This window comes from Streptomyces sp. NPDC042346 (genome assembly GCF_055581845.1).
Genome location: NZ_JBVJEH010000012.1, coordinates 162,103 through 185,427, shown reverse-complemented (window position 1 = coordinate 185,427; position 23,325 = coordinate 162,103). Strand labels below are relative to the sequence as shown.

Sequence of the window (23,325 nt, the reverse complement as noted above, 5' to 3'; positions counted from 1 at the left end):
GTCCCCGGCGGACTCACCGACATCAGCGCAGCAGCCGACGGCACCGTCTGGGGCGTCAACGCCAACGCCGAGATCTACCGCTACACCGGCGACCAGCCCTAACCAAGTGAGCCAGCGCCCCGCCGCCCCATGGCGGCGGGGCGTTCCTGGCTCCTGCTCCCCCAGCCCAGACAGCTGATGACCCGATTCCCGGCAATGGAACACCGAGGACCGAGGCGCTGCGTCTGCTCCGGTTCCGCCGGCGGGATGCGGGGCGGGTCAGGCGAGGTTGATGTTCTCCGCCTGGGGGCCCTTCTGGCCCTGGGTGACGTCGAACGTCACCATCTGGCCCTCCTGGAGCTCACGGAAGCCCGTCGAGTTGATCGCCGAGTAGTGAGCGAAGACGTCCGGGCCGCCGCCGTCCTGGGCGATGAAGCCGAAGCCCTTCTCCGCGTTGAACCACTTCACAGTTCCCGTAGCCATGTCTCATGCCTTCCAGTCGATGAACGCCGCCCACACGGTGTGGGAGGCGGAGGTGATCGCCCTGGTTCCTGCGGCACAGCACAGCAAAAAAGCCCACGCCGAAGGCATGGGCAAAGGGGAAGATCCGAAGCACGACAGCTAACGGGGACGGTACACGCCCGCACCCGCTGTGACCACAGGAAACGCCCCCTCGCCCAGGGCAGATGACCGTCAGGACGCAGGAGGTACGGCGCGGGCCAGAGGCTCGAGGCCGCCCTAGAAGGCGGCGTGCAGGACGGCAGCCAGGCCGCGGGCCCGCAGTTCGCCGTCCCCGTCGTACAGTGCGACGCAGACCGGGCCGGCGAAGGCGGGCTGTCGCTCGACGGCGGCGAACACGACCGCTGCTCCTTGGCCTCGCTGTACGCGGTGGTGAAGGCGACCATGCCCGTCGCACCCGGGATCCTGTCGGCGGGGCTGGTGACCGCGCCGTGCACGCGGACGGCGGTGAGCAAGCACAGGGCGCGGGCGGCGAGGTTCAGGCCGCTTCGGCCCGGTCCATCCGATCTCTGTGAGACGTCCGGTCAGGGCGGTCTCGTCAAAGTGGGGGAGTGGTGTGACGTGGGCCTGCGCTGGGTGAGGGGTCGCCGGCGCGTACGGCCTCGGTGCGGGCGGTCAGCGGGTCCAGGGCCGCTCGGGGGCCTGCGGCCAAGTGGGTGGGCCAGGAGATTGAACGGGACCGGATCACGTCGGGCTTGGTGTGCGGTACGAGCGAGGCGTCGTCAATTGTGCAGTCGAGGGCGCTGCCGGGCCGTAGTTCTGGCCTGTTCCTGGAGCGTCTGTCGGCGTGGCTCCAGCTCACGCCCGACAAGAGGCAAACCGTCAGTGGGGCACCCGGCCACTCCTACCGTGGAGCGGCGGCCCCCGGAGCCGCCGGGGCGTAGCCGGTCAGGCGGACTCGCGGATCACGAGCTTCGGGCGGGCGGCCGGCAGGTTCGCGTCCGGGGCCTCTCCGTGCAGGAGGTTGTCGATCGCTGTGGCTGTGGCGGCTGCGGCGGGGGAGAGGTCGAGGTAGGTCGTGGTGAGGTGGGGGCGGAGTGCGGTTCCGAGGGGGAGGTTGTCGGAGCCGATGACGGCGATGTCGTGGGGGACGCGGAGTCCGGCGTCCTTGAGCGCCTGGATGAGGGCGAGGGCGTATTCGTCGTTGTACGCGTAGACGGCGTCGGGCCGTCTGTGCGGATCGCGCCAGGCGCCGACTGTCGCGGTCAGGCTTTCGGTGCCGAACTCGCAGTCGACGCGCTGGACGGGTACGCCCTCCTGGCCGGCGACGGTGGTGACGACCTCGAAGCGTGCGCGTGCGAGTGCGGCGACGTCCCCTCCGGGAACGAGGCAGGCGAGCCGTCGGTGGCCGCGGGCCAGGAGGTGCCGTGTGGCGAGGTCGGCGACCTCGGCGCTGTTCATCACGAGTGTGGGCGCGTGCGCTTGGGGCTGTGGGCCGTGGAGGAGGACAGCGTCGACGCCCGCTTTGCGCAGGAGCTCGGCGGCTTCCGGTGGGCACCGGTCCGCCTCGGTGAAGACGGCGGCGGGCCGTAGCTCGGCCCAGGCGCGAGCGCCCTCGATTCCAGTGGAGGTGCGGTCGCCGTGGATCAGCAGGTTCAGTCCACGGTCCGTGAGCTCACGGCCGAGTTCTTCGAGGAAGCGGTGGCGCGTCGGGGCGAGGGGAAGCTGCGGCATCGGGACCAGGACGATGTTGCTCCGGCCGGAGCGCAGCGTCCGGGCGGTGCTGTGCGGCGCGTATCCCAGTTCACGGACGGCGGCCATCACACGGCGGCGGGTGTCCTCGTTGATCGGCCGGTCCCCCGGGGTGTTCAGCACGTACGAGACCGTGGTGCGCGAGACGCCCGCGAGACGGGCCACGTCGGCACTGGTGGGTCGGGCCTTGCGCGGGCCGGTGGGCATCAAGGCTCCTGGGGCTACGGGACTTGGGGACAGCCAGACGCCGAGCATAGCCCGCGCGGTGGACACGTGTCCCATGGCGAGGTGCTCCTCCCACTCGCCCGCGTCAACCGTGAATGTGTCAGGCAGGTTACTGGGGGGTTGTGCTGCGCGCACGTGCGTGTCACGGTGTCCGCAGTCGCCGATGTGACACGTGTGCACCTCGCAGTTGGTTGAGGTTTGCGATGCGGTGACCTCCCTCTGTTCCGCCACCCCATGGCGGTCTTCCATGCCGAGAATCGGAGGTGCCTCGATGGGCACGATCGGTCCCCTTTCGCCCGCCACCGGGCGTTCCGCGAAGGACGGCGGGAGCGACAGCGGCGCGGCGGTGACGTCCACGCCGGTGAGCGCGGGGTTCATCAGCGCGCTCACCGGTGCCTTCTTCTGCACCTGGCTCGCCTTGCTGCCGCCCACTCAGGTGACGCTGGCGCTGCGGGTGCAGCAGATCGCCCCGCACGACAAGGCCGCCGTGCTCTCCCTCGTACTGACCGTGGGAGCCGCTGTGGCGCTGGTGGCCCAGAACGTCTTCGGGATGCTGTCGGACCGCACAACGAGCAGGTTCGGCATGCGGCGGCCGTGGATCGTCGTGGGCGCGCTGCTCGGGGTGGCGAGTCTCGGATTCCTGGCCACGGCCCAGAGCGTGGGTGGGCTGGTCGCCGCGTGGGCGCTCACCCAGCTGACGTTCAACATCCTGCTCGCCGGGCTGAGCCCGGTGGTCGCCGACCAGGTGCCGTCCGCCCAACTCGGCAAGGTGTCGGCACTCACCGGCATGACCACCCAGCTGGGAGTGTTCGGCGGAGTCGTCCTCGCTCAGCTGTTCCTGCCGAACCTGGCCCTTGCGATCCTCGTCCCCGGCCTATTCTGCCTGGTGGGCACAGGGGTGCTCGTCGCCGTGCTGCCCGACCGGCGGCTGGCTGCCGCCGAGCGACGGCCGCTGCGTCCCTCGACCTGGCTGCGGGCGTACTGGGTGAGCCCCCGCAAGCACCCCGACTTCGCCTGGGCCTGGCTGTCGCGGTTCCTCGTCCAGTGCGGGAACGTCACCCTGGTCAGCTACCAGACCTTCTTCCTGATGAGCCGGTTCGGCTACACCGACGACACCGTCGGCCCGGTGCTGACGCAGGTCCTGCTGGTCAACATCGTCGGCATCGTCGCGGCCGCGGTGGTGTTCGGCCCGCTCTCGGACCGGACCCAGCGGCGCAAGCCCTTCGTGCTCGCCTCGGCCCTCGTGCTCGCCCTGGCCCACATCCTTGCCGCGTTCGCCCCGTCCCTCGGCCTCTACATCGCGGCCACCGCCGTCGCGGGCATCGCGGCCGGCTGCTTCCTCGCCGTCGACCTGGCGCTCGTGACCGAGGTGCTGCCCTCGCGGGCCGACGCGGCCAAGGACATGGGCGTCTTCCACCTCGCGAACGCCCTGCCGCAGATGCTGATGCCCGCCGTCGCGCCGGTCTTCCTCGCCATCGGCGGCGGCGACAACTACCCGGTCTTCTTCCTCGCCGGCGGCGTCCTCGGACTCGCCGGCGCCTTCTGTAACCAGCGCATCCGCTCCGTGCGCTGACCGAGCCCCCCAAGACCGAGCCTTCGAAATACGCGAAAGGTACGCACGTGTCCCGCCCCAACTTCGTGATCTTCATGCCCGACCAGCTCCGCGCGGACGCGCTCGGCGCCTTCGGCAACCCGCACGTGAGCACCCCTCACATCGACGCCCTCGCCGCGCGCGGCACGACCTTCCACAACGCCTACGTCCAGCACCCCGTCTGCTCGCCCAGCCGGGCCTCCCTGCTCACCGGCTGGTACCCGCACACCGCCGGCCACCGCACCCTGACTCACCTGCTCAAGCCGTACGAACCGAACCTGCTGCGCATCCTCAAGGACGCCGGTTACCACCTCACCTGGGCCGGGATGCGCGGTGACACCTTCGCCCCGGGCGCGACCGAGGAGAGCCTGCACGAGTACGGCTTCGCCACCTGGCCGACCGTCGCCTACGGCGGCGACTACCCGGACGGCGTGTGGTCCCGGCTCTTCTACCGCGGCCTGGTTCCGGACGACGGCCGGATCGACCCCGACGAGGCCGCGATCCGCACGGCCGAGACGTGGCTCCAGGCCCCGCCCGAGGAGCCGTGGGTGCTGTTCGTGCCCCTCGTGGCCCCGCACTGTCCCTTCCAGGTCGAGGAACCCTGGTTCTCCCAGTACGGCCGCGATGCCCTGCCCGACCCGGCCGCACCCGGCGACCGTGCGCGTGAGCCCCGCTACATGCAGGCCATTCGCGAGGCGTACGAGATCGAGGGCGTCACCGGCGAGGAGTGGCGGGAGGTGATCGCCACGTACTACGGGATGATCTCCCGCCTCGACGACCAGCTCGGCCGCGTGATGAAGGCGGTGGACGCCGCCGGGGCCGCGGACTCGACCGTCACGCTGTTCTTCGCCGACCACGGCGAGTACCTCGGAGACTTCGGCCTGATCGAGAAGTGGCCGTCCGCCCTGCACGACTGCATCACCCGCGACCCGCTCATCATCAGCGGCCCCGGCCTCGGCGAAGGACGCAACGTCGAGGCGATGGTCGAGATGGTGGACCTCCTGCCCACCGTCCTCGAACTGGCCGGAGCGAAAGCCCCGCACCGCCACTTCGGCCGCAGCCTCGTCCCCCTCCTGCACGACCCGGACGTCCCGCACCGGACGTACGCCTTCACCGAAGGCGGCTTCACGGTCGAGGAGGAGGACCGGCTGGAACGGCCGGACTTCCCCTACGACCGCAAGGGCGCCCTTCAGCACAGCGACCCCGCCCTTGTCGGCAAGGCGATCGCCGTACGCGACGCGGAGTGGACCTACGTGTGGCGCCTCTACGAGGAGCCCGAGCTCTACCACCGCGCCACCGACCCCGACGAACGCCACAACCTCGCCGGCGCCGAGGAGCACGCGGCCGTCCAGGAGCGCATGCGGGAGGCGATGCTGCGCTGGCTGGTGGAGACCGCCGACGTCCTGCCCGCCGAGAACGATCCGCGCCTGCCCGACGTCGCCCTCCCCGCACCAGGCGCCGCGCCGAAGCCCTGACCGGGCCGAAGCCCCGACCGTGCCGAAGCCTTGAACGAGACACCGACCCCAGGAAGTCACCCCGTGGAACATCTCCCCACCCGTGCGGCCGATCCGGCCACCGTCGTCGAGAGCGCGCTCGCTCGCCTCGACCTGGACGCCAAGGCCCGGCTCCTGGCCGGCCAGGACCTGTGGTCCCTGCCCGCCCTGCCCGAGATCGGTCTGGGCTCCCTGGTCATGTCCGACGGTCCGATCGGGGTGCGCGGAACCGCCTGGACGGCGGCCGACCCCGCGCTCGCGCTCCCCAGCCCGACGGCTCTGGCCGCCACCTGGGACCCGGACCGGGCCCGGCGGGCCGGACGCGTCCTCGCCCAGGAGGCCCGGAGGAAGGGCGTGCACCTGCTGCTCGCCCCCACCGTCAACCTGCACCGCTCCCCGCTCGCCGGCCGCCACTTCGAGGGGTACTCCGAAGACCCCTTCCTGACCGGCCGGATCGGAGCCGCGTACGTGACGGGCGTCCAGGACGGCGGGGTGGGCGCCACCGTGAAGCACTTCGTCGCCAACGACGCCGAGACCGACCGGTTCACCGTCGACAACCGCGTCTCCGAGCGGGCGCTGCGCGAGCTGTACCTCGCCCCCTTCGAGGAGATCGTCACCACGGCCCGTCCCTGGGCGGTGATGTCCGCGTACAACCAGGTCAACGGCACCACCATGACCGAGCACCGCCGCCTCCAGGTCGACGTCCTGCGCGACGAGTGGGGCTTCGACGGCGTGGTGGTCTCCGACTGGCTGGCCGCCCGGGACACCGTGAGGGCGATCGTCGGCGGCCTGGACATCGCCATGCCAGGACCGGTGACCGTCTTCGGCCCGGCGCTCGCCGACGCCGTACGGGCAGGCCACGTCCCCGAGACCATGGTGGACGACGCCGTACGACGGGTGCTGCGGCTCGCGGCGCGCGCCGGCCTCCTCGACGGAGCCGAACCCGCCGTACCCGCCGACGCGTTGCCCACCACCATCGACGGCGGTCGGCTGGCTAAGGAGATCGCCACCCGCTCGTTCGTCCTGCTGCGCAACAAGGACAGTGTGCTGCCGCTCGCCCCGTCGTCGGCCGGCGGCCGGATCGCGCTCATCGGCGGCGCGGCCCGGGACGCGCGCGTCCAGGGCGGCGGCTCGGCCACCGTCTTCCCCGGCCGTGTCGTCACCCTCGCCGACGCTCTCGCCACCGCACTTCCCGAAGCGGCGGAGCTGACGTACGCGGTCGGCGCGGACCCCCACGAGGGCCTGACGCTCGCCGGCGACGGCTTCGAGCTGCGCGCCGTGCTGCGTGACGAGGACCGTGCCGTGCTCGCCGAGACGCCGCTGGAGGACGGGCGGATCCGGTGGATGGCCTCGGCGCTGCCCGGCGGCACCGACTTTCGGGCGCTGGCCTCCGTGGAGCTCACCGGCACGTACACCCCTGGCGTGAGCGGCACGCACCACTTCGGTACCAAGGGGATCGGCGCCTTCGGGCTGCGCGTCGGGGGCGATGTCCTGTTCGACGGCGTCCACCGCCCGGAGGGCGCCGACCCGCTGGAGGCGCTGACCGGCCGCCCGATCGAGCGCGGCTCGGTCCGGCTGGAGGCGGGCCAGCCCGTCACCGTGAGCCTGTGGGCGGGAGAGCCGAAGCTCGTGTACGGCCCCGTCGAAGGCGTCACGTTCGCTCTCGCCCACCGGCCGCCCGCCGGGCACGGCGACGCCCTGATCGACGAGGCCGTCGCCGCGGCACGCGCGGCCGACACCGCGATCGTGGTCGTGTCGACGACGGAGGCTGTGGAGAGCGAGGGCTTCGACCGCACGAGCCTGCGGCTGCCGGGCCGTCAGGACGAACTCGTGCGACGCGTCGCCGCCGTCAACCCGCGCACCGTCGTCGTAGTCAACTCCGGTGCCCCGGTGGAGATGCCCTGGCGCGACGAGGTCGCGGCCGTCCTGCTGGCCTGGTTCCCCGGCCAGGAAGGCGGAGCCGCCCTCGCCGACGTCCTCCTGGGGCAGGAGGAGCCGGGCGGCCGACTGCCCACCACCTGGCCGGAGGCCCTCGCGGACGCACCAGTCACCACGGTGACACCCACCAACGGCACCCTCCACTACGAGGAGGACGTCCTCATCGGCTACCCCGCGTGGGAGCGGCACGACACCGCCCCCGCCTACCCCTTCGGCCACGGCCTGGGATACACCACCTGGGAGTACGCGGAGATGGCGGCCACCACCGAGCACGTCCGCGTACGGCTGCGCAACACCGGGACCCGGGCGGGCCGCGAGACCGTCCAGATCTACGCCACCCCCGTCGACGCCCCCGCTGACCGCCCCGCCCGCCGGCTCGCCGGATTCGCCACCGTCGCGGCCGGCCCCGGTCAGACGGCCGAGGCCGAGATCACCCTCGCCGGCCGGGCCTTCCAGCTCTGGGACGAGGAGAAGCAACGCTGGGCCGCGGCCCCCGGCCCGTACCTCCTGCACGCTTCCCGCAGCGCGAGCCACGACCTGCTGACGACCCCGCTGACCGTCCCCGGGCGGCCCTGAGACCGCCCCGGGGGCCGGAACCTGACAACCGGCCCCCGGGGCCCCACCCCTTCATCCACACAGGAGGAACACTCACGTGCAGGCCGATGTCATCGTCGTCGGAGCCGGGCTCGCCGGCCTGGTGGCGGCCCACGAACTCACCAGCCGCGGCCGGAGGGTCGCCCTCGTCGACCAGGAAGGGCCCGCGAACATCGGCGGCCAGGCGTACTGGTCCTTCGGCGGCCTCTTCCTCGTCGACTCACCTGAGCAACGGCGCATGCGGGTCAAGGACTCCTTCGAGCTCGCCTGGAACGACTGGCAGGGCAGCGCGCGCTTCGACCGCCTCGACGACCAGGACTCCTGGGCCGTGCGCTGGGCCCGCGCCTACGTGGAGTTCGCGGCCGGCGAGAAGCGGTCCTGGCTCGCGGGCCACGGCATCCGGTTCCTGCCCACCGTGGGCTGGGCCGAGCGCGGCGACCTGCGCGCCGACGGCCACGGCAACTCAGTCCCCCGCTTCCACGTCACCTGGGGCACCGGCACCGGAGTCGTCGAACCCTTCGCCCGCTACGCCCACGAGGCCGCCGCGGCCGGCCTCCTCACCTTCCACCACCGCCACCGCGTCGACGAACTCATCGTGAAGGCGGGCACGGCGTGCGGAGTGCGCGGGCAGCGCCTAGCGGACGGCGACGCCCCGCGCGGCGTCGCCACCAACCGGGAAGAGACAGGCCCGTTCGAGCTCACCGCCCAGGCGGTCATCGTCACGACCGGTGGCATCGGCGGCGACCACGACCTCGTACGCCGCCACTGGCCCGAGCGCCTGGGGACACCACCCGCCCGCATGGTCACCGGAGTCCCGGCGTACGTGGACGGACGGATGCTCGACATCAGCGCGCGGGCGGGCGTCCGGCTCGTCAACCGGGACCGCATGTGGCACTACACCGAGGGCCTGCGCAACTGGGACCCGATCTGGCCGCACCACGGCATCCGCATCCTGCCCGGCCCCTCCCCGATGTGGTTCGACGCCCTCGGCCGCCGCCTGCCCGACCCCTGCCTGCCCGGCTACGACACCCTCGGCACCCTGCGCCACCTGCGGACCACCCCGGACATCGCCGCGTACGACCACTCCTGGTTCATCCTCACCCAGAAGATCATCGAGAAGGAGTTCGCCCTCTCGGGCTCCGAACAGAACCCCGACATCACCGCCAAGGACCGAACGGCCTTCCTCCGCACCCGACTTCTGGGAAGCGGAGCTCCCGGTCCCGTCGAGGCGTTCAAGCGCCATGGAGCCGACTTCGTCGTGGCCGACACCCTGGACGAACTCGTCGCCGGAATGAACAAGCTCACCGACCGGCCCCTGCTCGACACGGACGGCCTCCGGCGGCAGATCGAGGCGCGCGACCTACAGATCACCAACCCGTACAGCAAGGACGCCCAGATCCAGGGCATCCTCAACGCCCGCCGCTACCTCGGCGACCGCCTCGGCCGCACCACCGCCCCCCACCGCATCCTCGACCCGAAGACTGGACCTCTGATCGGGGTGAAACTGCACGTCCTGACCCGAAAGAGCCTCGGCGGGATCCAGACCGACCTCGACTCCCGCGCGCTCGGGCCGAACGGCCTGCCCATCAGTGGCCTCTACGCGGCGGGCGAGGTCGCCGGCTTCGGCGGCGGAGGCGTCCACGGCTACAACGCCCTCGAAGGAACCTTCCTCGGCGGCTGCCTCTTCAGCGGCCGCCGGGCCGGCCGCGCCGCCGCCGACGCTGTCGCCTGACGGGCACGTTTCACCCCGTCACGACTCACCCCGTCACGACTCACGCCGTCACGGTCAGGACGCTCCCTCCGGCTCGTCGCGCGGCCGGGAGACGGCCTCGATCAGCTGGGGGAGGTAGGTGGCGGGCAGCTCTTCGGGAGGCAGACGGTCCGGTTCGACGAGGCTCTGGGCCAGCGCTCCTTTATGGAGGGCGGTCGTGAGTCGTGCCAGCGACTCCAGGTCGATGGTGGGGGCGGCGGTGTAGCCGAACACCTCATCGGCCTGCGGGCTCCAGAAGACGATCCGGCCGCGACCGTCCAGGACGACCGCGGCGACGCTGAACACGTCGAGCAGCCCTCCCGGTGGCACCGGCCCAGCCCGATGGTCGCGATCATCGCCCGGGTGCGGCTCCTGTGTACCCATCCGTGAAGGCTCCCTCCTCAGCTGAGCCCGCTCGCGTCGCGGGCCGGTCGAGGACTTCTCCTCCATGCTGCTCCCCGAGCCCGCGTTGCACGATTCGGACGCCGGCGGCGCGCGGCGCCGGAGAACCGTGTACCGGGCGGCGGGTCAGTCGCTCACGATTCCGTCGGCGGCGGAGAGTGTCCCTGCGGTCTCAGGACGGGCGGCGGCCATGATGAGGCATGACGTACGACGGTCACCGCCGTCCGGCACGAGGACGGTGGGCATCGGCCCGGATACCGCCGTGACTCTGCTGATCACGATGGGGGACAACCCCGAGCGTCTGGGCAGTGAGGCATCTTTTGCCGCGCTGTGCGGGGTCAGCCCCGTCGAGCGATCCTCAGGCGCGCGGCAGTACCGTCGCCTCAACCGCGGCGGCGACCGGCAGGCCAACGCCGCCCTGCACCGGATCGTGCAGACCCGCCTGCGCTTCGACCCCCGCACCCAGGAGTACTACGAGCGCCGTACCCGACAGGGCAAGACCCGACGCGAAATCGTCCGATGCCTCAAACGCTACGCTGCCCGTGAGGTGTTCCACCTGGTCAGGACCACCCATTCGTACCCGACGCTATAGGGGCTGTCGTGACAGATGAAGGTGTGAACCGGTGAGCGAGACCAAGATCGATACCCTGCAGTACCGCTCTGACGGGCCAGAAGACGCCCCAGTGCTGGTCATCGGGCCGTCTCTCGGTACCACATGGCACAGGTCGTAGAAACCGTCTTCAGCCGTCCACGTGGTCCGAAACGATGGCGTTTGCACCCGTTTTGGGTGCCGTGATCCCGGTGCGTCGATGGTGTTGGTGACTTTCCTGTGACTCGTGGGGCGCTTTTGGCGCCTCGTAGTCGGGGCTGCGACGAGCCGCGCCGAACAACGTCCGGCGCGGCCCGTCCTGCCGCATCCGACCGGTCTCGGATGCCTGTGTTGCGGCCGAGGTCGTAGATGCATCGCGGCGCCGGAGGCGAGGGAGGGGAAGCCGTGGCAGCCAGGCGCTGAGCGAGGTGCCGCAGGTGCGTGCTGGACAGGTCGATCACCGATGGGTAAACAAGCACACGAAGCTCCTGGTCGGCACGGGTGATCTTGGTTGTGAACCCGTCTAGCAGGAGCTTCATCAGTTCGTACAGCCCGCCAACGACCCCTCCACATCGTCAGGTTGGAAATGGCTCAGCACATCCTCGACCAGCTCGAACGGCATGTACTGCGTCAGCTCTCCCAGGTGCCCGGGGGCGTAGATGCCCGACGCGGTCATGATGGCGCGAGTCGTCGTGGTGGTGGCGCACTGATCGGGCAACGGGACCCCCGGAGCAGGAATTCTTGGTCGTTTTCTCTGCTTCTACCAGGGTCCCGTTCGCCTGTCAGGACGAGACGAGTCCCTGGCTCGCCGTTGACGTGATCCGGTTGGTGATCGACAGTCTTTCCCGGAAGGTTGACCTTCCTGGACCCGAGACCTTCCTGCCGATGGGCCGCTCGACCAACGAGTTGACCAGCCCTGATTCCGCTTAACTGCGGGGCATTGGGCCGTGGGCCACGGCGTTCACCACCGGCTGGCAACGGCTCTCCGCCCTCCCTGCGATTACCTGACCACCGGACCCCACCCCGACGAAGACCAGGAAGGAGCCACCCGCACCATCCGGGAGCCGTGGAACCCCGGCGCAGCCGCAGCGACACGCGAAGATCCCGCCCGGCACCCGCCGGGACAAACAGGGATGAACCAATCAGCTCGGCGAGCAGCGATCCCCGTTGAAGGATCGAGGTTGAGCGCACCTTCGCCTGGCTCCACCAGTTCAAACGACTCCGCATCCGCTACGAGATACGCGCCGATCTCCACCTGGGACTCCTCCAACTCGCCTGCAGCATCATCTGCTTGAGACGACTCAAAACCTCATTCTGAAACGATCAGTAAGGGAGCCTGTCAACCAGGTCAGGTCGCCGCAGCGGCCCCGCCGGAAGCAAATCCGGCGGGGCCGCTGCGGCATTATCTAGGAGCCGAACAGGACCGAATTAAATGCCACCGACGGGGAACCTTCTCCCTCGTATCCAAGGCGAGACCAATTCGATCCCACTTCTCCGAGAATCCTCACGAGGACTTCGCGATCCCGCGGGCTTTCGCTCAGTACGTCCGACCAGTGATGAATCACCAGCAGGAAGCGCTTCGTCTCATCGAACCACAGCATGTCTTCGAGGCAATCCGACAATGCTGGCCAATTTCGGCCAAAGTAGTCCGGGAATTCGCAAACCCGCGAGAACTCGGAGAACAAGCCGTCATGTGACGTCATCCTCCGCCCATCCAGGTGGAACAGGAGTGATTCCTTCGGGTGGATTAGGCCCGAAGGGGCCTTCTGCTCCGAAACCTCATGGACCCAGGGGGGGGCACTGCTCCACCATCGCTCCATGTCCGTCATCGTATTTTGCTCCAGTTGAAGTAATGGTCTGCAGTGTAGTAGGCGGATCCATCTGTTCCGACCACCAATCGCTCCCCGCCTCTATTGGCTCCCTTGACATATGGATTGACGTCATATTCCGAAAAGGTGACGCCATCTCCGGCAGGAAGGACGGTCGTATTGTCTCGACCGTCATTACCAAACGGGCGGGCCTTCCCCTGCCACTTGGGCAATCCGTGGCCGGCGGGGCCGATGCCGTCATTTTGGTCTACGTGATTGAGCGTATTCAAGGCGTTTTCCGGCGCCGGGCCGGAACCGATCACATTCGGGCCACAGTTGCTGTTGTGAACGAGTACCGGTGTGGCGCCTGCGAGCACATAGTACGTGTGGAGGTTGGATACGGTGAGGTTGTAGACCTTGGCATTCAGGGCTGTTTTCCGCTGAATGGCGTCGATCCGGAGGTACGTCCCGATGTTGGTCTGAAGCATCTGGTCGGGGCGAAGGTCTGTGGCGTCGATCCACTGTCGCTCTGCTGCGACCCAGAAGGGGTGGCCGGCAGTAGCCGAGATTCGGGCGCTCTTGGTGCCGCCGGGTCCGTCGACGTCGATGGTGAGGTTGACGAGGCGCTTGGTGCCTTGGCCCCGGATTTCGGCTGTGACGGTTTCCGGCCTGACCGTACCCGTCTTGGGATCGGCAGCGAGAACCTTGTCGCCGACCCTGACCTTCTCGATCGGCTTGGTCGTGCCGTCGGCCATGAGCACCTTGGTGCCGGGGACGAAGCTGTTGCACTTGGTAGCTGCGGTGGCTGCCTTATTCCGTCCCGCACGGGCAACCGCCGTTGCGCCGAGCGCGCCGCCTACTGCGACACCACTACCTGCCGCGTCGCCTGCCGCTACTTCCGCGATGCCTTCGGCGCAGGCGACCCAGGCTGCCAGGCAGGCCGGTCCCGCGACGGCCGCTACTGGTGCGACCGCGACTGCGAGGGCGACGACTACCGCACCTCCAAGAAGCACCTTCTGCCATGTGGCGAGTGGGCCGCGATCGACGCCCAGGCTCTGCGTGGGGTTGTAGTTGGAGTTGCTTCCCATCGCGTATCCGGTGAAGGGTGCGGCTTCCTTCTTGACCGGGATCGGATCGGGCCCCTTCGTGAAGTGCTCGACCTTGATGGTCTTGCCGATGGTCACCGTCGTCCGCAGAGTGACCGACGAGCCATCCTTGAAGGTGACTTTACGGTCATTGTTCTGCGTGTAGACAAAGTTGCCGGGGCCGCCGCTATAGGTGGCCTTGTGGGTGCTGAGGTAGATGCTGTCGGACGGTCCGCCGCGCTCGGTGATGATCTCCTTGAGGCCCGTGGGGTCGGAGAACGTCGTGGGTGCGTTCCTGGAGTACGTGTAGCCGTTGACGGATTCGTGGGTGCCGGGCGAGAGGATCGGGTCCACGGAGATGAACCTGCCGATGGCGGGGTCGTACTCGCGGGCGCCGATGTGTGTCAGGCCGGTTTCCTCGTCCTGGGGTTTGCCGAGGAACCCCTTGTCGTCCACCCAGGTCGGGGTGGTGCCGCGGGTCTCGCCGAACGGCTTCGTGTAGCGGCGGGTGACGGCCTGGGTGGTGGCGTCCACGCTCATGGACGCGGTGCCGTGGTGGTCGTCCACGATCCAGCTCAGCCCTGTTTCCGTACGCAGGGCCTTGCCGCTTCCCGCGCCGTAGTAGCGCTGGCCGGAGAACTTCTTGGTGACCGTGTCGTAGCGGAGTTCCTGGCCGCTGGGAAGGTAGAGCACCGTCTCCGTCGGGCCTCGGCGGATGAGGAGATCGCCACCGGCGTCGTGCAGATAGGTGGTGGTCTTGGTGCCTTCGGTCAGCGTGGCCGGCTTGCCCTCGATGTTCCAGGTGAGGGTCTGGTCGCCGGTGGTGCCCGGGCGCTTGGTCGTGTTGCCGAGGGAGTCGTAGGTGTAGTTCGCGGTCGTGGCTCCCGTGACCGCGCTCGTCAGGGTGTGAGGCTGTCCCGAACCGGACGCGTTCACGGGCGGGTAGTTGTAGTCGGTCTTGGTGTCGCCGGCCTCGGTATGGATGGTCTGGGTCTCGCGCAGGCCGCCCGGCTTGTACGTCCAGCTGTGCCAGTACGGAGCCGGTCCTCCCAGGACCGCGGTGGAACGTGCCGTGGTGCAGTCACCCGAGGCAGGGGTCCACGCCTCGGTCAGACGGCGGTAGCCGTCGTAGGCGAAGCACTGGTTGTCCGGCACGTCGGCCTTGTTCTTGATGGACGTGACGTTGCCACTGGCGTCGTAGCTGTAGTCGACGTCGCTGAGGTAGCCGACGCTCGTCTCGTCCACGACATGGCTGTTGGTGAGTCGCCGGGTGCCGTCCTCGTACCGGTTGACCACCTGCAAGTGCTTGGCGGTGGTGGAGGTGCCCAGACGGGTGTCCTCGGCTTCACCGTACTGCGAGTAGCCGATGGACCGGACGTAGTCCGTCATGCCCTCGACGGACGTCGGCATGCCGAGGTCGTTGTACTTGTAGGCGACGGTTTCGATGGGGAGTCCGCCGACGGCGGGGAGGATGGTGTTCTGGACCGTGCCGTCCAGGTTGTACGCGGCGGATGTGGTGAAGGTCTGCGGCGCTCCCGCGACGACCAGCGGGTCGGTGGCCGCCAGGACCGTCTTGGTCCCCGCGGGCTGCCCCATCGTGTCGTAGCCGGTGACCACGTTGGAGTAGATCTGGCCCGTCGTGCCCCCGACATAGCGGATGGCAGCCGTCAGCTTGCCCTTCGCTACCGTGTCGTAGAGATTCTTGGTGAGCTGATGGGCGTTGTCCTTGAGGTCTTCCCACGTACCGACCTGGCGGCCCAGGACGTCGTAGTCGCGGATGAGGGTCTTGTCCGTGCCGTCCACGGTGGCCGTGGACGTCAGGACCTGGTCCGCGTCGTTGTACGTGCTGGTGCTCTTGCCCTTGTCCGGGTCGGTGGACTCGATGAGCCTGCCGCGCAGGTCATAGGTGTAGGTCCACTTGGCGCCGTCGGGACCGGTCATGGTCTCGGTCTGGCCGCCCGGCGTGTACGTGTACTTCGTCGCGGTGTAGTCGCTCCCGGTCGGTGTGGGGCCCGGGTACTCGCGGCGCTCGGTGGTCTTGCCGTAGACGTCCGTGAAGGTGAGGGTTCCGGTGCCGCCGGAGGCCGCGGTGTAGGCGGTCCGATCACCTTCGTAGGCGGTGGAGGTCGTCCACTTCAGCTGGTCGTACACGCGGAAGCGGGACTCGGTCGCGCGGCCGGCGCCGTCGAAGACGGTTTCGGTGGCAGCGGGCGTCGAGCCGGGGAAGGTGTTCGCGAGGCTGCCGCTGGGCGCGATGTTGTCGTGGATGCCGCTGTTGGCGATCGTGGCCAGGCCCCGGTCGTCGTAGAGAGTCTCGGAGATGACTCGTCCGCCGTTGGGTGCGGGGACCTGCGTCTGGCGAGGGCGGAGCAGGGAGTCGTAGATCTGGTAGGAGCTGTTGTACGTCGTGCCGTCGTTCTTCAGGACGTCCGTGCGGATCCAGGTCGCGGCCGTGTTGCTGACGTTGTAGGTGTAGACGATGCTCGCGGCGTCCTGCATGGCCCGGATGCGGTTGGGCTGCCAGACGGAGGTGAGCCGGCCGAGAGCGTCGAATGCCCACTCGGTCGTGTTGCTGTTGGCGTCGGTGACCTTGGTGGCCTTGCCCCATGCCGGGTCGAGCTTCGTGGTGGCGGTGTAGAGCTTGGGGTCGGTGACGGTCTGCTGGGTCAGCGGGCCGTAGACGGCGGGTACGTAGCTGGTCTTGGTCGTGCGGCTGAGCGAGTCGGTCACCGACGTGGGTCGGCCGAGCACGTCATAGGTCGACGTCGAGACGGTCTGGTAGGTGGGAGTCCCGGAGGTGTAGCCGGACAGACGGTAGGAGCTGGTGATGTCGCCCTTGGTGGGAGCGACGCCGGCGGCCTGGCCGTCATATGCGGTCTTCAGGTCGGAGATGGTGTCCCCGGGCAGCGAGGGTGTGACCGAACAGCCCACCCCGTACGTCTCGATGCGCGACGCGAACTGGACCAGCCAGGCCGTCGTGTTACGGACGTAGGTGCTGCGGGTGCACGTCTCGTCGCCGGACTTCGCGATGTCTCCGGCCGCGTCCACCTTGGTGACCATGCCGTAGGTGGTGTCGTAGGTCGTGGTGGTGGAAACGGTACGAGTGCCGGTCGAGGTCTTCTGCCGGGTTCGTACCGTGCCCGGCTTGACGAACCAGGATTCGGGCGTGCCCCAGGTGTACTGGTGGCTGGAGGTTCTGAACGACCACGGATCGGTGATGCTGCCGCTTACCTCTTCGGTGCCGTCGTAGCCGATGCTTTCCCGGACGAAACCGCTGTACTGGCGTGAGTCCTCGATCGTCTGGCCGGTCGAGTCGGTGACCTTCTCGTCACGGAAGGTGCCGTCCTTCTTCTTGTCTCCGTCGAGACCCCGCATGTACAGGGTGAAGGATTTGCCCTGCGGGCCGGTGGTGTTGCCGGTGACGGTCGTGACCTTCGGGTAGCCGCGCCACTGCGACCAGGTGCGGTACTTGTCCTTGGTGATGCCGTCGTCGTCGGCGTAGGCCCATCCGGCTCCGCCGGCATAGGTGTAGTGCGTCTCCTGGGCGTCGGCGTAGCCGGTGGGGTCATCGACGACGACGGAGTCCACGACGTACTTGTGGAACCAGTCCAGCTCGGGTGTTCCGCCGGCCTGGGACCAGTAGACGGGGAAACAGCGCAGGCTGTTGTTGTCCTCACTCGCGGGCATCGTGGTACCGCGGACGCACTGCGGATCGGAATAGTTGACCGTGGTGTTGCTGCCGGTGTCGGAGGAGAGCCTGCGTACGCGCCACTTGTAGTAGCGCAGGGTGTTGTCGCCGCCTTCGACGTGGTTGGGCATCTGGATGCCGCCGAACGTCGTCTTCGGCATGCTGAGGGTGGTGCCGTCGGCCTTGCCGTGGGCCTGGATGGACTTCAGCCACAGGCTCGGGGACGAGGAATCGCCGGTGGCGGGGAAGTCGTGCTCCATCGTCCAGGAGTCGACGAGCCGCATGGTGGTGCCGGTGCCCGACCAGACGTAGGAGCTGATGAGCGTCAGGCGGTATCGCGTGAAGAACGCGGGACCGATGATGTTGGTGCAGGCCTTGCCCGTGTCGCAGATCATGTCGAACGGGACGTCGGGCCAGTTCGCCTTGGTCGTACCGGTGAGGCTGCTGCAGTCCGTGGCGGTGCAGCGCTGCGAGTAGACGAAGGCCACCGACTGGGAGGCTGGCTTGGAGAAGATGCTGTCCAGACGCTGACCGTAGTTGATGCGCTTGAGGTAGCCGCCGGCGACGTACGGGGTGCCCGGGTTGTCCACGCCGGACTTGGCGTAGTTGTTGGTTTCCTTGCCGTACCAGTAGGTCATGACGTTGTCGTGGGGGTCGACGACGTAGTCGAGGTTCCAGCGCCATGCCTGGGTACAGGCGGAGGTGTCGAACGAGCTTGCGTGACACGGTTCGCTGGCGTCGTCGCCGAAGACGGGCGCGGTCCAGGTGGAGTGGGTCACAGGGTCGTCCGCCTCTGTGCCGTTGTCGCTCCAGCCTTCGAGCTTGTGCTTCCCGAAGAAGTACTGGACGCCGTCGGGCGTGGTGACCTTCCAGTACTCGCCGTTGTTGTCGCCGTTGGCGGCGCCGGTGAGGTGCTCGACCTTGCTCGCGTCGTCATCCGCCAGACGCCACGATCCACCGGCCGCCTCGGAGCGTTCCGCAGTGGTGCAGGCTGCCGCGTCGGCACAGTTGTTGACGAGCTGGGAAGCCTTGCCGTTCAGGACGAGAGTCGCGTTGGCGTACTTCCAGCACAGGTCGCCCTTGCCGGCCTGGCCGTCGTCCTTGCAGGATCCGTACTTGCGCTCGATGTAGGAGTCCGTGAGGGAGAAGCCTTCGCCGATCACGGACGTCTGGTTGTTCTCGCTCGCGGTACGGCCGTCGACGCTGCCGGAGTTGTAGCTGATGGCGAGCGAGGGCGCAGGGCCGGCCGTGGTCGGCGGCATCCGCAGCGGGTAGCTCCAGTTGAAGTCACCCGTGCTGCCGCCGGCGGACCAGGTTGCCGAGGACGACAGCGGAGTCGCGCCGTAGTCACCCTGCGTCGAGGAGGCACCCGCGGTGGCGGCCAGGAGCATGGGCTGGGCCGTACGGAGCGTGCCGCCCGACAGGTCGGCGCTGAGGGTCTGCTCGACGGTGTCGTTCTTCGAGTCGACGGAGGTCTGGGTACGGCAGGAGGCCTTGTCTGGCGTGGTCAGCGCACAGGCGGGGATCCGGACCAGGTGGAGACGGGCGCCGAAGTCGCCGCCGTAGACGTCGGCGAAGGACGAGTAGTCCAGCGAGAAGCGAAACGGGTCCGCCGACTTACCGGGGACGACGGAGACGACGACGCCTTTGATGCCCGCCTTGCGGGCGGTTCCCTGGTCGAGGACCTTGATCTCGGCCTGACCGGCCGAGGCCGCGCCGTTTCCGGCCGACCGCTTCCCGCTCTTCCCGACCGGCGCCAGCGAGACGGGCAGGCCGCCGACCTCTGCTTGAGTCATGCTGTCGGTGGGCAGCGGGAGGGTCGCCTTACCGGCCGTCGGCCACTGCGCCTTGGCCAGTCGCTCCTTCGTCGCCTTGGCAGCGAGGGCCGTGGCGTCGACGGGCTTGAACGCCTTCCGGTCGTAGTCCTCGACACGGTCGATCTTGGGCTTCGCTGGCGTCTCGAACTCTTGGGCTGAGGCGGCGGCACTGGTGGTGAGATCGAAACCGTCGGGAACCGCGATCTGCGGGACCAAGGCTATCGAGATCGCGAGTGCGCCTCGGCCGAACCACCTGTGCAGGGAGGCTCGGCGTCGTCTGCCCTTCGGGGCAGGTGACATGGGCTTTTCCTTCTTCTAGGGGAGGAAAGCCGGCAACGGATACGGTGCCGACCAATGGGGAAGCCGGTGGCTCGCCGCAAACGCGCGGCGAGCCACCGGCATGGTGTTGCTAGTCCTGCTCGGCGTTGTAGAAGTCGCCGACCGCGGACGGTGACATGGCACCCGCCCACACCCGGACGTTCCTCACATGCCCGGGGAAGTAGCGCCCGACGGCGCCGTCGACGATGCCCCGGCCGACCTCGAACTTCGCGAGGCCCTGCCACGGGGTCGTGAACGCCACTCCATTGTCACTGCCGTACTTCGTCGCATTGACGTAGAGGAACAGGCTGCCGCGGCTGACTTCGTCGCCGTCGCCGGAGGTGGTCGCGTCCTGCGCGTCGTAGACGACGGACAGTCGGACCCACTGGTCCTTCACCGCCGGCGCGGACGAGACATAGGACCACGCGGAACCCGAGGCGTCCCTACTGGAACGTCCGAGCTTCCACTTGCCGGCAGAGGACCCGGCGGCCTGCTCGTACCAGATGCCCCACGAGAAGTTCGACGTGCCTTGCTGGCCCAGGACCTGCAGGAGGTACCCCTTGGACGTGTCCGTGACCTTCGAGGAGTCCAGACGCACCCAGGCGGAGGCGGTGAAGGAGCCCGTGTCGTCCACGAGGGGACCGGAGGCACTGGCATAGCCGGACGATCCGTTGAGCGCCATCGCGTTCGTCGTGGGCAGACGCGATGCCTCGTTGACGGCGGTGGCCGGGTCGATGCCGATGGTGGCGCCGTTGAGCGTCATCGCACGGCCGTACCCGGAGGCGTCCTGGATGGTGTTGCCGGTCGCCGTGGTGGCGTCCCAGGACGCGACGTTGGCGGTGGTGGGGTCGCCCGCGTAACCGTCGCTGGCGTCCTCGTCCTCCTGGGTCGCGATCTGGGCGACCTCGTCACCGGAGAGCGCCCGAGACCAGGTGTTCACCTCGTCGATGGATCCGGCGAAATATCCGTGGTACTCGGAATTCCACAGAGCGCGGCCGATCTGCAGGCCACCCGTGGCCTTCCATGAGGCCGCCATCGCGTGCGTTCCCTGGAGGCGCCCGTTCACGTAGAGGCGCATCTCCTTCTCGACGGAGTCGTACACACCCGTCAGATGCGTCCACACGCCAGTGGTGGCCGGCTGATCGGACGCTACTACCTGTTCGGTGATGTTCCCGCTCGTGGTGTCGAGGGGAGAGGTCATCATTTTCCAGCGTCCCTCGTCGAAGGCGAGGTAGAAACCGCTGTAGACCTCGCCGTCGATGCCGACGACGGTTCCGCCCGTCTCACCAGGGTTGATCCTCGCCCACGCGGAGACGCTGTACGAGTACAGCGTGTTCACCGGCGGCGTGGACGTGGCCGCGTACGAGGTGGTGCCGTTCGTCTGCAGGCCGTGAGAACCCGCGCGGCTCTTGGTGCCGTACACGGCGGAGCCGCCGAGTGTGAGGGGATGCTTCGTGGCGGAGGTCGAGTCGGCGCCGCTGTTGTCGAGGGACCACTTCCCCACAGGGGCTTCGGCTCGATTGACCTTGAAGCTGTAGAAGGCCGTCACCGAGCTGTGCATGGCCGCGTCGTAGGCCCACACCTGGAGGGTGTTCTCCATGTCCTGGTTCGGAGTCACCCACAACGTCGTCGACGCACCGGTGGACACGTTGATCGGCGCCGAGAGGGGACCGCTGTTCAGCCGCCACTTGTAGGAGGTGACATCCGACTGAATGCCCGACAGGCTCGCGTTCGTGTCCGCCGGCGTGAAGCGGAACTTGCCCGCCTTGCCGACCGCACCGGAAAGCACGCTGCTCGCTGCGGGCGGGTACAGGCCGTCGTCGCTCGTGATGATCGGCGGCGGGGGGCTGGTCTTGTCGACACGGAAATAGCACCAGGTCGACCACGGCGACTGCAGGTTCCCGGAAGCGCCGCGGTCGTTCGCCCAGTACGCCTCCGTCAGGACGCGCATCCGGTAGTTCGTGTTGTCGGCGAGCGTGGGCGAGGTGGTGTCGGCCGCATCGTTGTCCGCTACGCGGGCTCCGCCTGTGGGCGACACAGCCCAGAACATCTTCTGCGAACCGTCCGCCTTCCACACCTCGTACAGGGCCCTGAGCTGGGCCTGCGCACCGTCGGGGGACTGGACGACAGAAGTGAGGTACGGCGTGTCGTCACTCGTCACGAGCGGCGTGCTCGACGCGTTGCACGCCCTGCCCGTCGTGCCGTTGCGCACGCCTACCGAGGTGGGCGCGGTGGGCTTGGAGACGTACGTGACGGACAGCTTGGCGTCGTTACGGAATCGTGCCCACGCAGCGGTCGTCGACTCGTCCTGGGCGCGCAGCTCCAGAGTGAGCTGGGACTTCTGGTTGTCCACGAAGGACTGCAGCGTGGGGGTGAGGTTCTCGTCGGTCTCGCCGCCGGTCGCGTTGTCGCTGTAACGCAGCCAGTTCGCCGGCTGTGCGGGGTCGCACAGCGCTCCGCGGCCCTGCGCCGCCCACCGGTCGCCCATCATGTCGACATACGCGGGCTTGGACCCCCACGTCGTGGAGCTGGAGATGCCCTTGTTCTCGTCGACCCGGATGAGCATGTAGTTGTGCTGGGTGCAGGTGAAGCTCCAGGTCTGGTAGACCTCCCAGGTGGCGTCCAGGATCTTCTTCCCGTACAGCGACGCCATCGGGTACTCGAAGTACATGCGCTGCGTGTACGGCGTCGAGGCGCACAGGTAGCCGGCGTAATTGGCGCAGTAGCCCACGCCCTTGTCCCCGGTGAACTCCCAGAACCTGTCCCCGTCCGACGACAGAGCCGTCCAGTCGGTGAGCACCAACCCCTTCACCGGAGGATCGATGTACACCGGGTATACCGTTGCCTCGCTCCGCAGAAGACCCAGGTCCGGCTTCACCTCCAGAGTCGCTCCGTCGATCTCTACGGCAACGCCCGCTGTCTTGTCGCCGGTGCTGGGTGCGGCGAACGGCTCTTCTGCGCCGCCGTCATGAATTTCACCAGGTGGTGCCGAGGGACTCGGCTCTTCGGCAACCATGCTCCGCGCCTGGCTGCTGACGGTCTGTGCCGGTGCCTCTGTAGATGTCTGGACGTCTCCGGAGGAGTCCCACATCTGACCACCCGGGCTTTCGAAGACGGTCCTGCCGTCGGCATCGACGAAACGCATCCCGCCGTCGCGCCCGGGCGTGTACCGCACGCCGCTGCTCTCCATGCCCAGTTGCACGGATTCCAGGGCCGGATTCTGAGCCGCCTCGGCGGTCTTGACCACGAGGGTTTGCGTGAACCCGCTTTCGACCGCCGTCAGTTTGAGGTCAACGCCAGGGAAGACCTCTCGATACGTGGCAGTACTACCGTCCAGGTCGGGCTCGGGCAGAGCCCCGGGCCACGCGAGAGACAGTTCCTTACCTGTCTTCGAAACGGTCGCCATCGGCTGATCGGACCCGCCACCCGAGAACTCCACCCGGTTCACGGTGGCCTTGGTCTCGACGCGTCCGTCCCCCGTGCGGAACAGCGTGGTGTCGATGGCTGCCCACGATCCGTCGTCCTTTTGGGCGCGAACGGGCGCAGCGCTCATCTCCTTGGTGAAGGTGCCGTCCGGGTTGGCGAAGACCTGCGATGTCTCCGTGGTCCGGGCAAGCACCTCCGTCCTCTGACCTGTCTCAGCCGCTGCCTCCGAGGCGGCCGACTCTGGAGTGGCAGCTTCCTCATCCAGCAACTCAGAGGAAGCCGCCAGAGCGGCATCCGGATGGCTGTACAGCGGCGAGAAGACAGACAAAACGGCTGTCGCGGCCAACACGGCACTTAGTCTTCGGCGTCCACGACGCCACGCCCCACCTTGCATATTTCACCCACATCGTT

At 68.4% G+C, this 23,325-nt stretch carries 11 protein-coding genes and 2 pseudogenes; 7 read left to right on the top strand and 6 right to left on the bottom strand.

The window, feature by feature from the left end; genetic code table 11:
* Positions 1-258 precede the first annotated feature (258 nt).
* Positions 259-462, bottom strand: a complete 204-nt coding sequence (locus tag ACZ6K0_RS36185; RefSeq protein WP_030556983.1) for a cold-shock protein — start codon at positions 460-462, stop codon at positions 259-261.
* A 19-nt stretch (positions 463-481) separates the two neighbouring features.
* On the opposite strand from ACZ6K0_RS36185, the gene ACZ6K0_RS36180 reads away from it, so the two are divergent.
* The gene (locus ACZ6K0_RS36180) at positions 482-604 is read left to right on the top strand and encodes a hypothetical protein (protein WP_469577718.1); all 123 of its coding nucleotides are present in this window, start codon (positions 482-484) and stop codon (positions 602-604) included.
* Between the two features lie 782 nt (positions 605-1,386).
* Here ACZ6K0_RS36180 and ACZ6K0_RS36175 read toward each other — a convergent pair.
* A complete protein-coding gene (locus tag ACZ6K0_RS36175) occupies positions 1,387-2,397 on the bottom strand; it encodes a LacI family DNA-binding transcriptional regulator (protein WP_469235623.1) in 1,011 nt (336 codons plus the stop codon).
* A gap of 289 nt (positions 2,398-2,686) precedes the next feature.
* On the opposite strand from ACZ6K0_RS36175, the gene ACZ6K0_RS36170 reads away from it, so the two are divergent.
* The 4 genes from ACZ6K0_RS36170 (at position 2,687) to ACZ6K0_RS36155 (ending at position 9,763) form a co-directional block, all read left to right on the top strand.
* Positions 2,687-3,988 (top strand): MFS transporter, encoded by a 1,302-nt coding sequence (locus ACZ6K0_RS36170; protein ID WP_469235621.1) that lies wholly within the window; start codon positions 2,687-2,689, stop codon positions 3,986-3,988.
* A gap of 47 nt (positions 3,989-4,035) precedes the next feature.
* Positions 4,036-5,481 (top strand): sulfatase-like hydrolase/transferase, encoded by a 1,446-nt coding sequence (locus tag ACZ6K0_RS36165; protein ID WP_469235620.1) that lies wholly within the window; start codon positions 4,036-4,038, stop codon positions 5,479-5,481.
* Between the two features lie 63 nt (positions 5,482-5,544).
* On the top strand, positions 5,545-8,013 hold the full coding sequence (locus tag ACZ6K0_RS36160) for a beta-glucosidase (protein WP_469235618.1): 2,469 nt from the start codon (positions 5,545-5,547) through the stop codon (positions 8,011-8,013).
* A gap of 76 nt (positions 8,014-8,089) precedes the next feature.
* Entirely contained in the window at positions 8,090-9,763 is a 1,674-nt protein-coding gene (locus ACZ6K0_RS36155) for an FAD-binding dehydrogenase (protein WP_469235617.1), read from the top strand.
* A gap of 54 nt (positions 9,764-9,817) precedes the next feature.
* On the opposite strand, the gene ACZ6K0_RS36150 is transcribed toward ACZ6K0_RS36155, so the two are convergent.
* A complete protein-coding gene (locus tag ACZ6K0_RS36150; RefSeq protein WP_469235615.1) occupies positions 9,818-10,087 on the bottom strand; it encodes a PAS domain-containing protein in 270 nt (89 codons plus the stop codon).
* Positions 10,088-10,427: 340 nt separating this feature from the next.
* On the opposite strand from ACZ6K0_RS36150, the pseudogene ACZ6K0_RS36145 reads away from it, so the two are divergent.
* Together ACZ6K0_RS36145 and ACZ6K0_RS36140 are read left to right on the top strand one after the other, a co-directional pair.
* Positions 10,428-10,775 (top strand): annotated as a pseudogene (locus tag ACZ6K0_RS36145) (transposase); the annotation flags it as partial.
* Positions 10,776-11,952: 1,177 nt separating this feature from the next.
* A pseudogene (locus ACZ6K0_RS36140) lies at positions 11,953-12,090 on the top strand (IS5/IS1182 family transposase); the annotation flags it as partial.
* Positions 12,091-12,178: 88 nt separating this feature from the next.
* Here ACZ6K0_RS36140 and ACZ6K0_RS36135 read toward each other — a convergent pair.
* The 3 genes from ACZ6K0_RS36135 to ACZ6K0_RS36125 form a co-directional block, all read right to left on the bottom strand.
* The gene (locus ACZ6K0_RS36135; protein ID WP_469236306.1) at positions 12,179-12,592 is read right to left on the bottom strand and encodes a barstar family protein; all 414 of its coding nucleotides are present in this window, start codon (positions 12,590-12,592) and stop codon (positions 12,179-12,181) included.
* A 5-nt stretch (positions 12,593-12,597) separates the two neighbouring features.
* Positions 12,598-19,470: an RHS repeat-associated core domain-containing protein gene (locus ACZ6K0_RS36130; protein WP_469236305.1), complete on the bottom strand. Its 6,873-nt coding sequence runs from the start codon at positions 19,468-19,470 to the stop codon at positions 12,598-12,600.
* A gap of 109 nt (positions 19,471-19,579) precedes the next feature.
* Positions 19,580-23,308, bottom strand: coding sequence for a laminin G domain-containing protein (locus ACZ6K0_RS36125; RefSeq protein ID WP_469577714.1), 3,729 nt, complete (start codon positions 23,306-23,308; stop codon positions 19,580-19,582).
* Between the last annotated feature and the right edge of the window lie 17 nt (positions 23,309-23,325).

Coding starts and splice junctions, on each gene's coding strand:
- ACZ6K0_RS36185 (WP_030556983.1), bottom strand. CDS start 462: ATGGCTACGGGAACTGTGAAGTGGTTCAACGCGGAGAAGGGCTTCGGC.
- ACZ6K0_RS36180 (WP_469577718.1), top strand. CDS start 482: ATGAACGCCGCCCACACGGTGTGGGAGGCGGAGGTGATCGCCCTGGTT.
- ACZ6K0_RS36170 (WP_469235621.1), top strand. CDS start 2,687: ATGGGCACGATCGGTCCCCTTTCGCCCGCCACCGGGCGTTCCGCGAAG.
- ACZ6K0_RS36175 (WP_469235623.1), bottom strand. CDS start 2,397: ATGCCCACCGGCCCGCGCAAGGCCCGACCCACCAGTGCCGACGTGGCC.
- ACZ6K0_RS36130 (WP_469236305.1), bottom strand. CDS start 19,470: ATGTCACCTGCCCCGAAGGGCAGACGACGCCGAGCCTCCCTGCACAGG.
- ACZ6K0_RS36135 (WP_469236306.1), bottom strand. CDS start 12,592: ATGGAGCGATGGTGGAGCAGTGCCCCCCCCTGGGTCCATGAGGTTTCG.
- ACZ6K0_RS36125 (WP_469577714.1), bottom strand. CDS start 23,308: ATGCAAGGTGGGGCGTGGCGTCGTGGACGCCGAAGACTAAGTGCCGTG.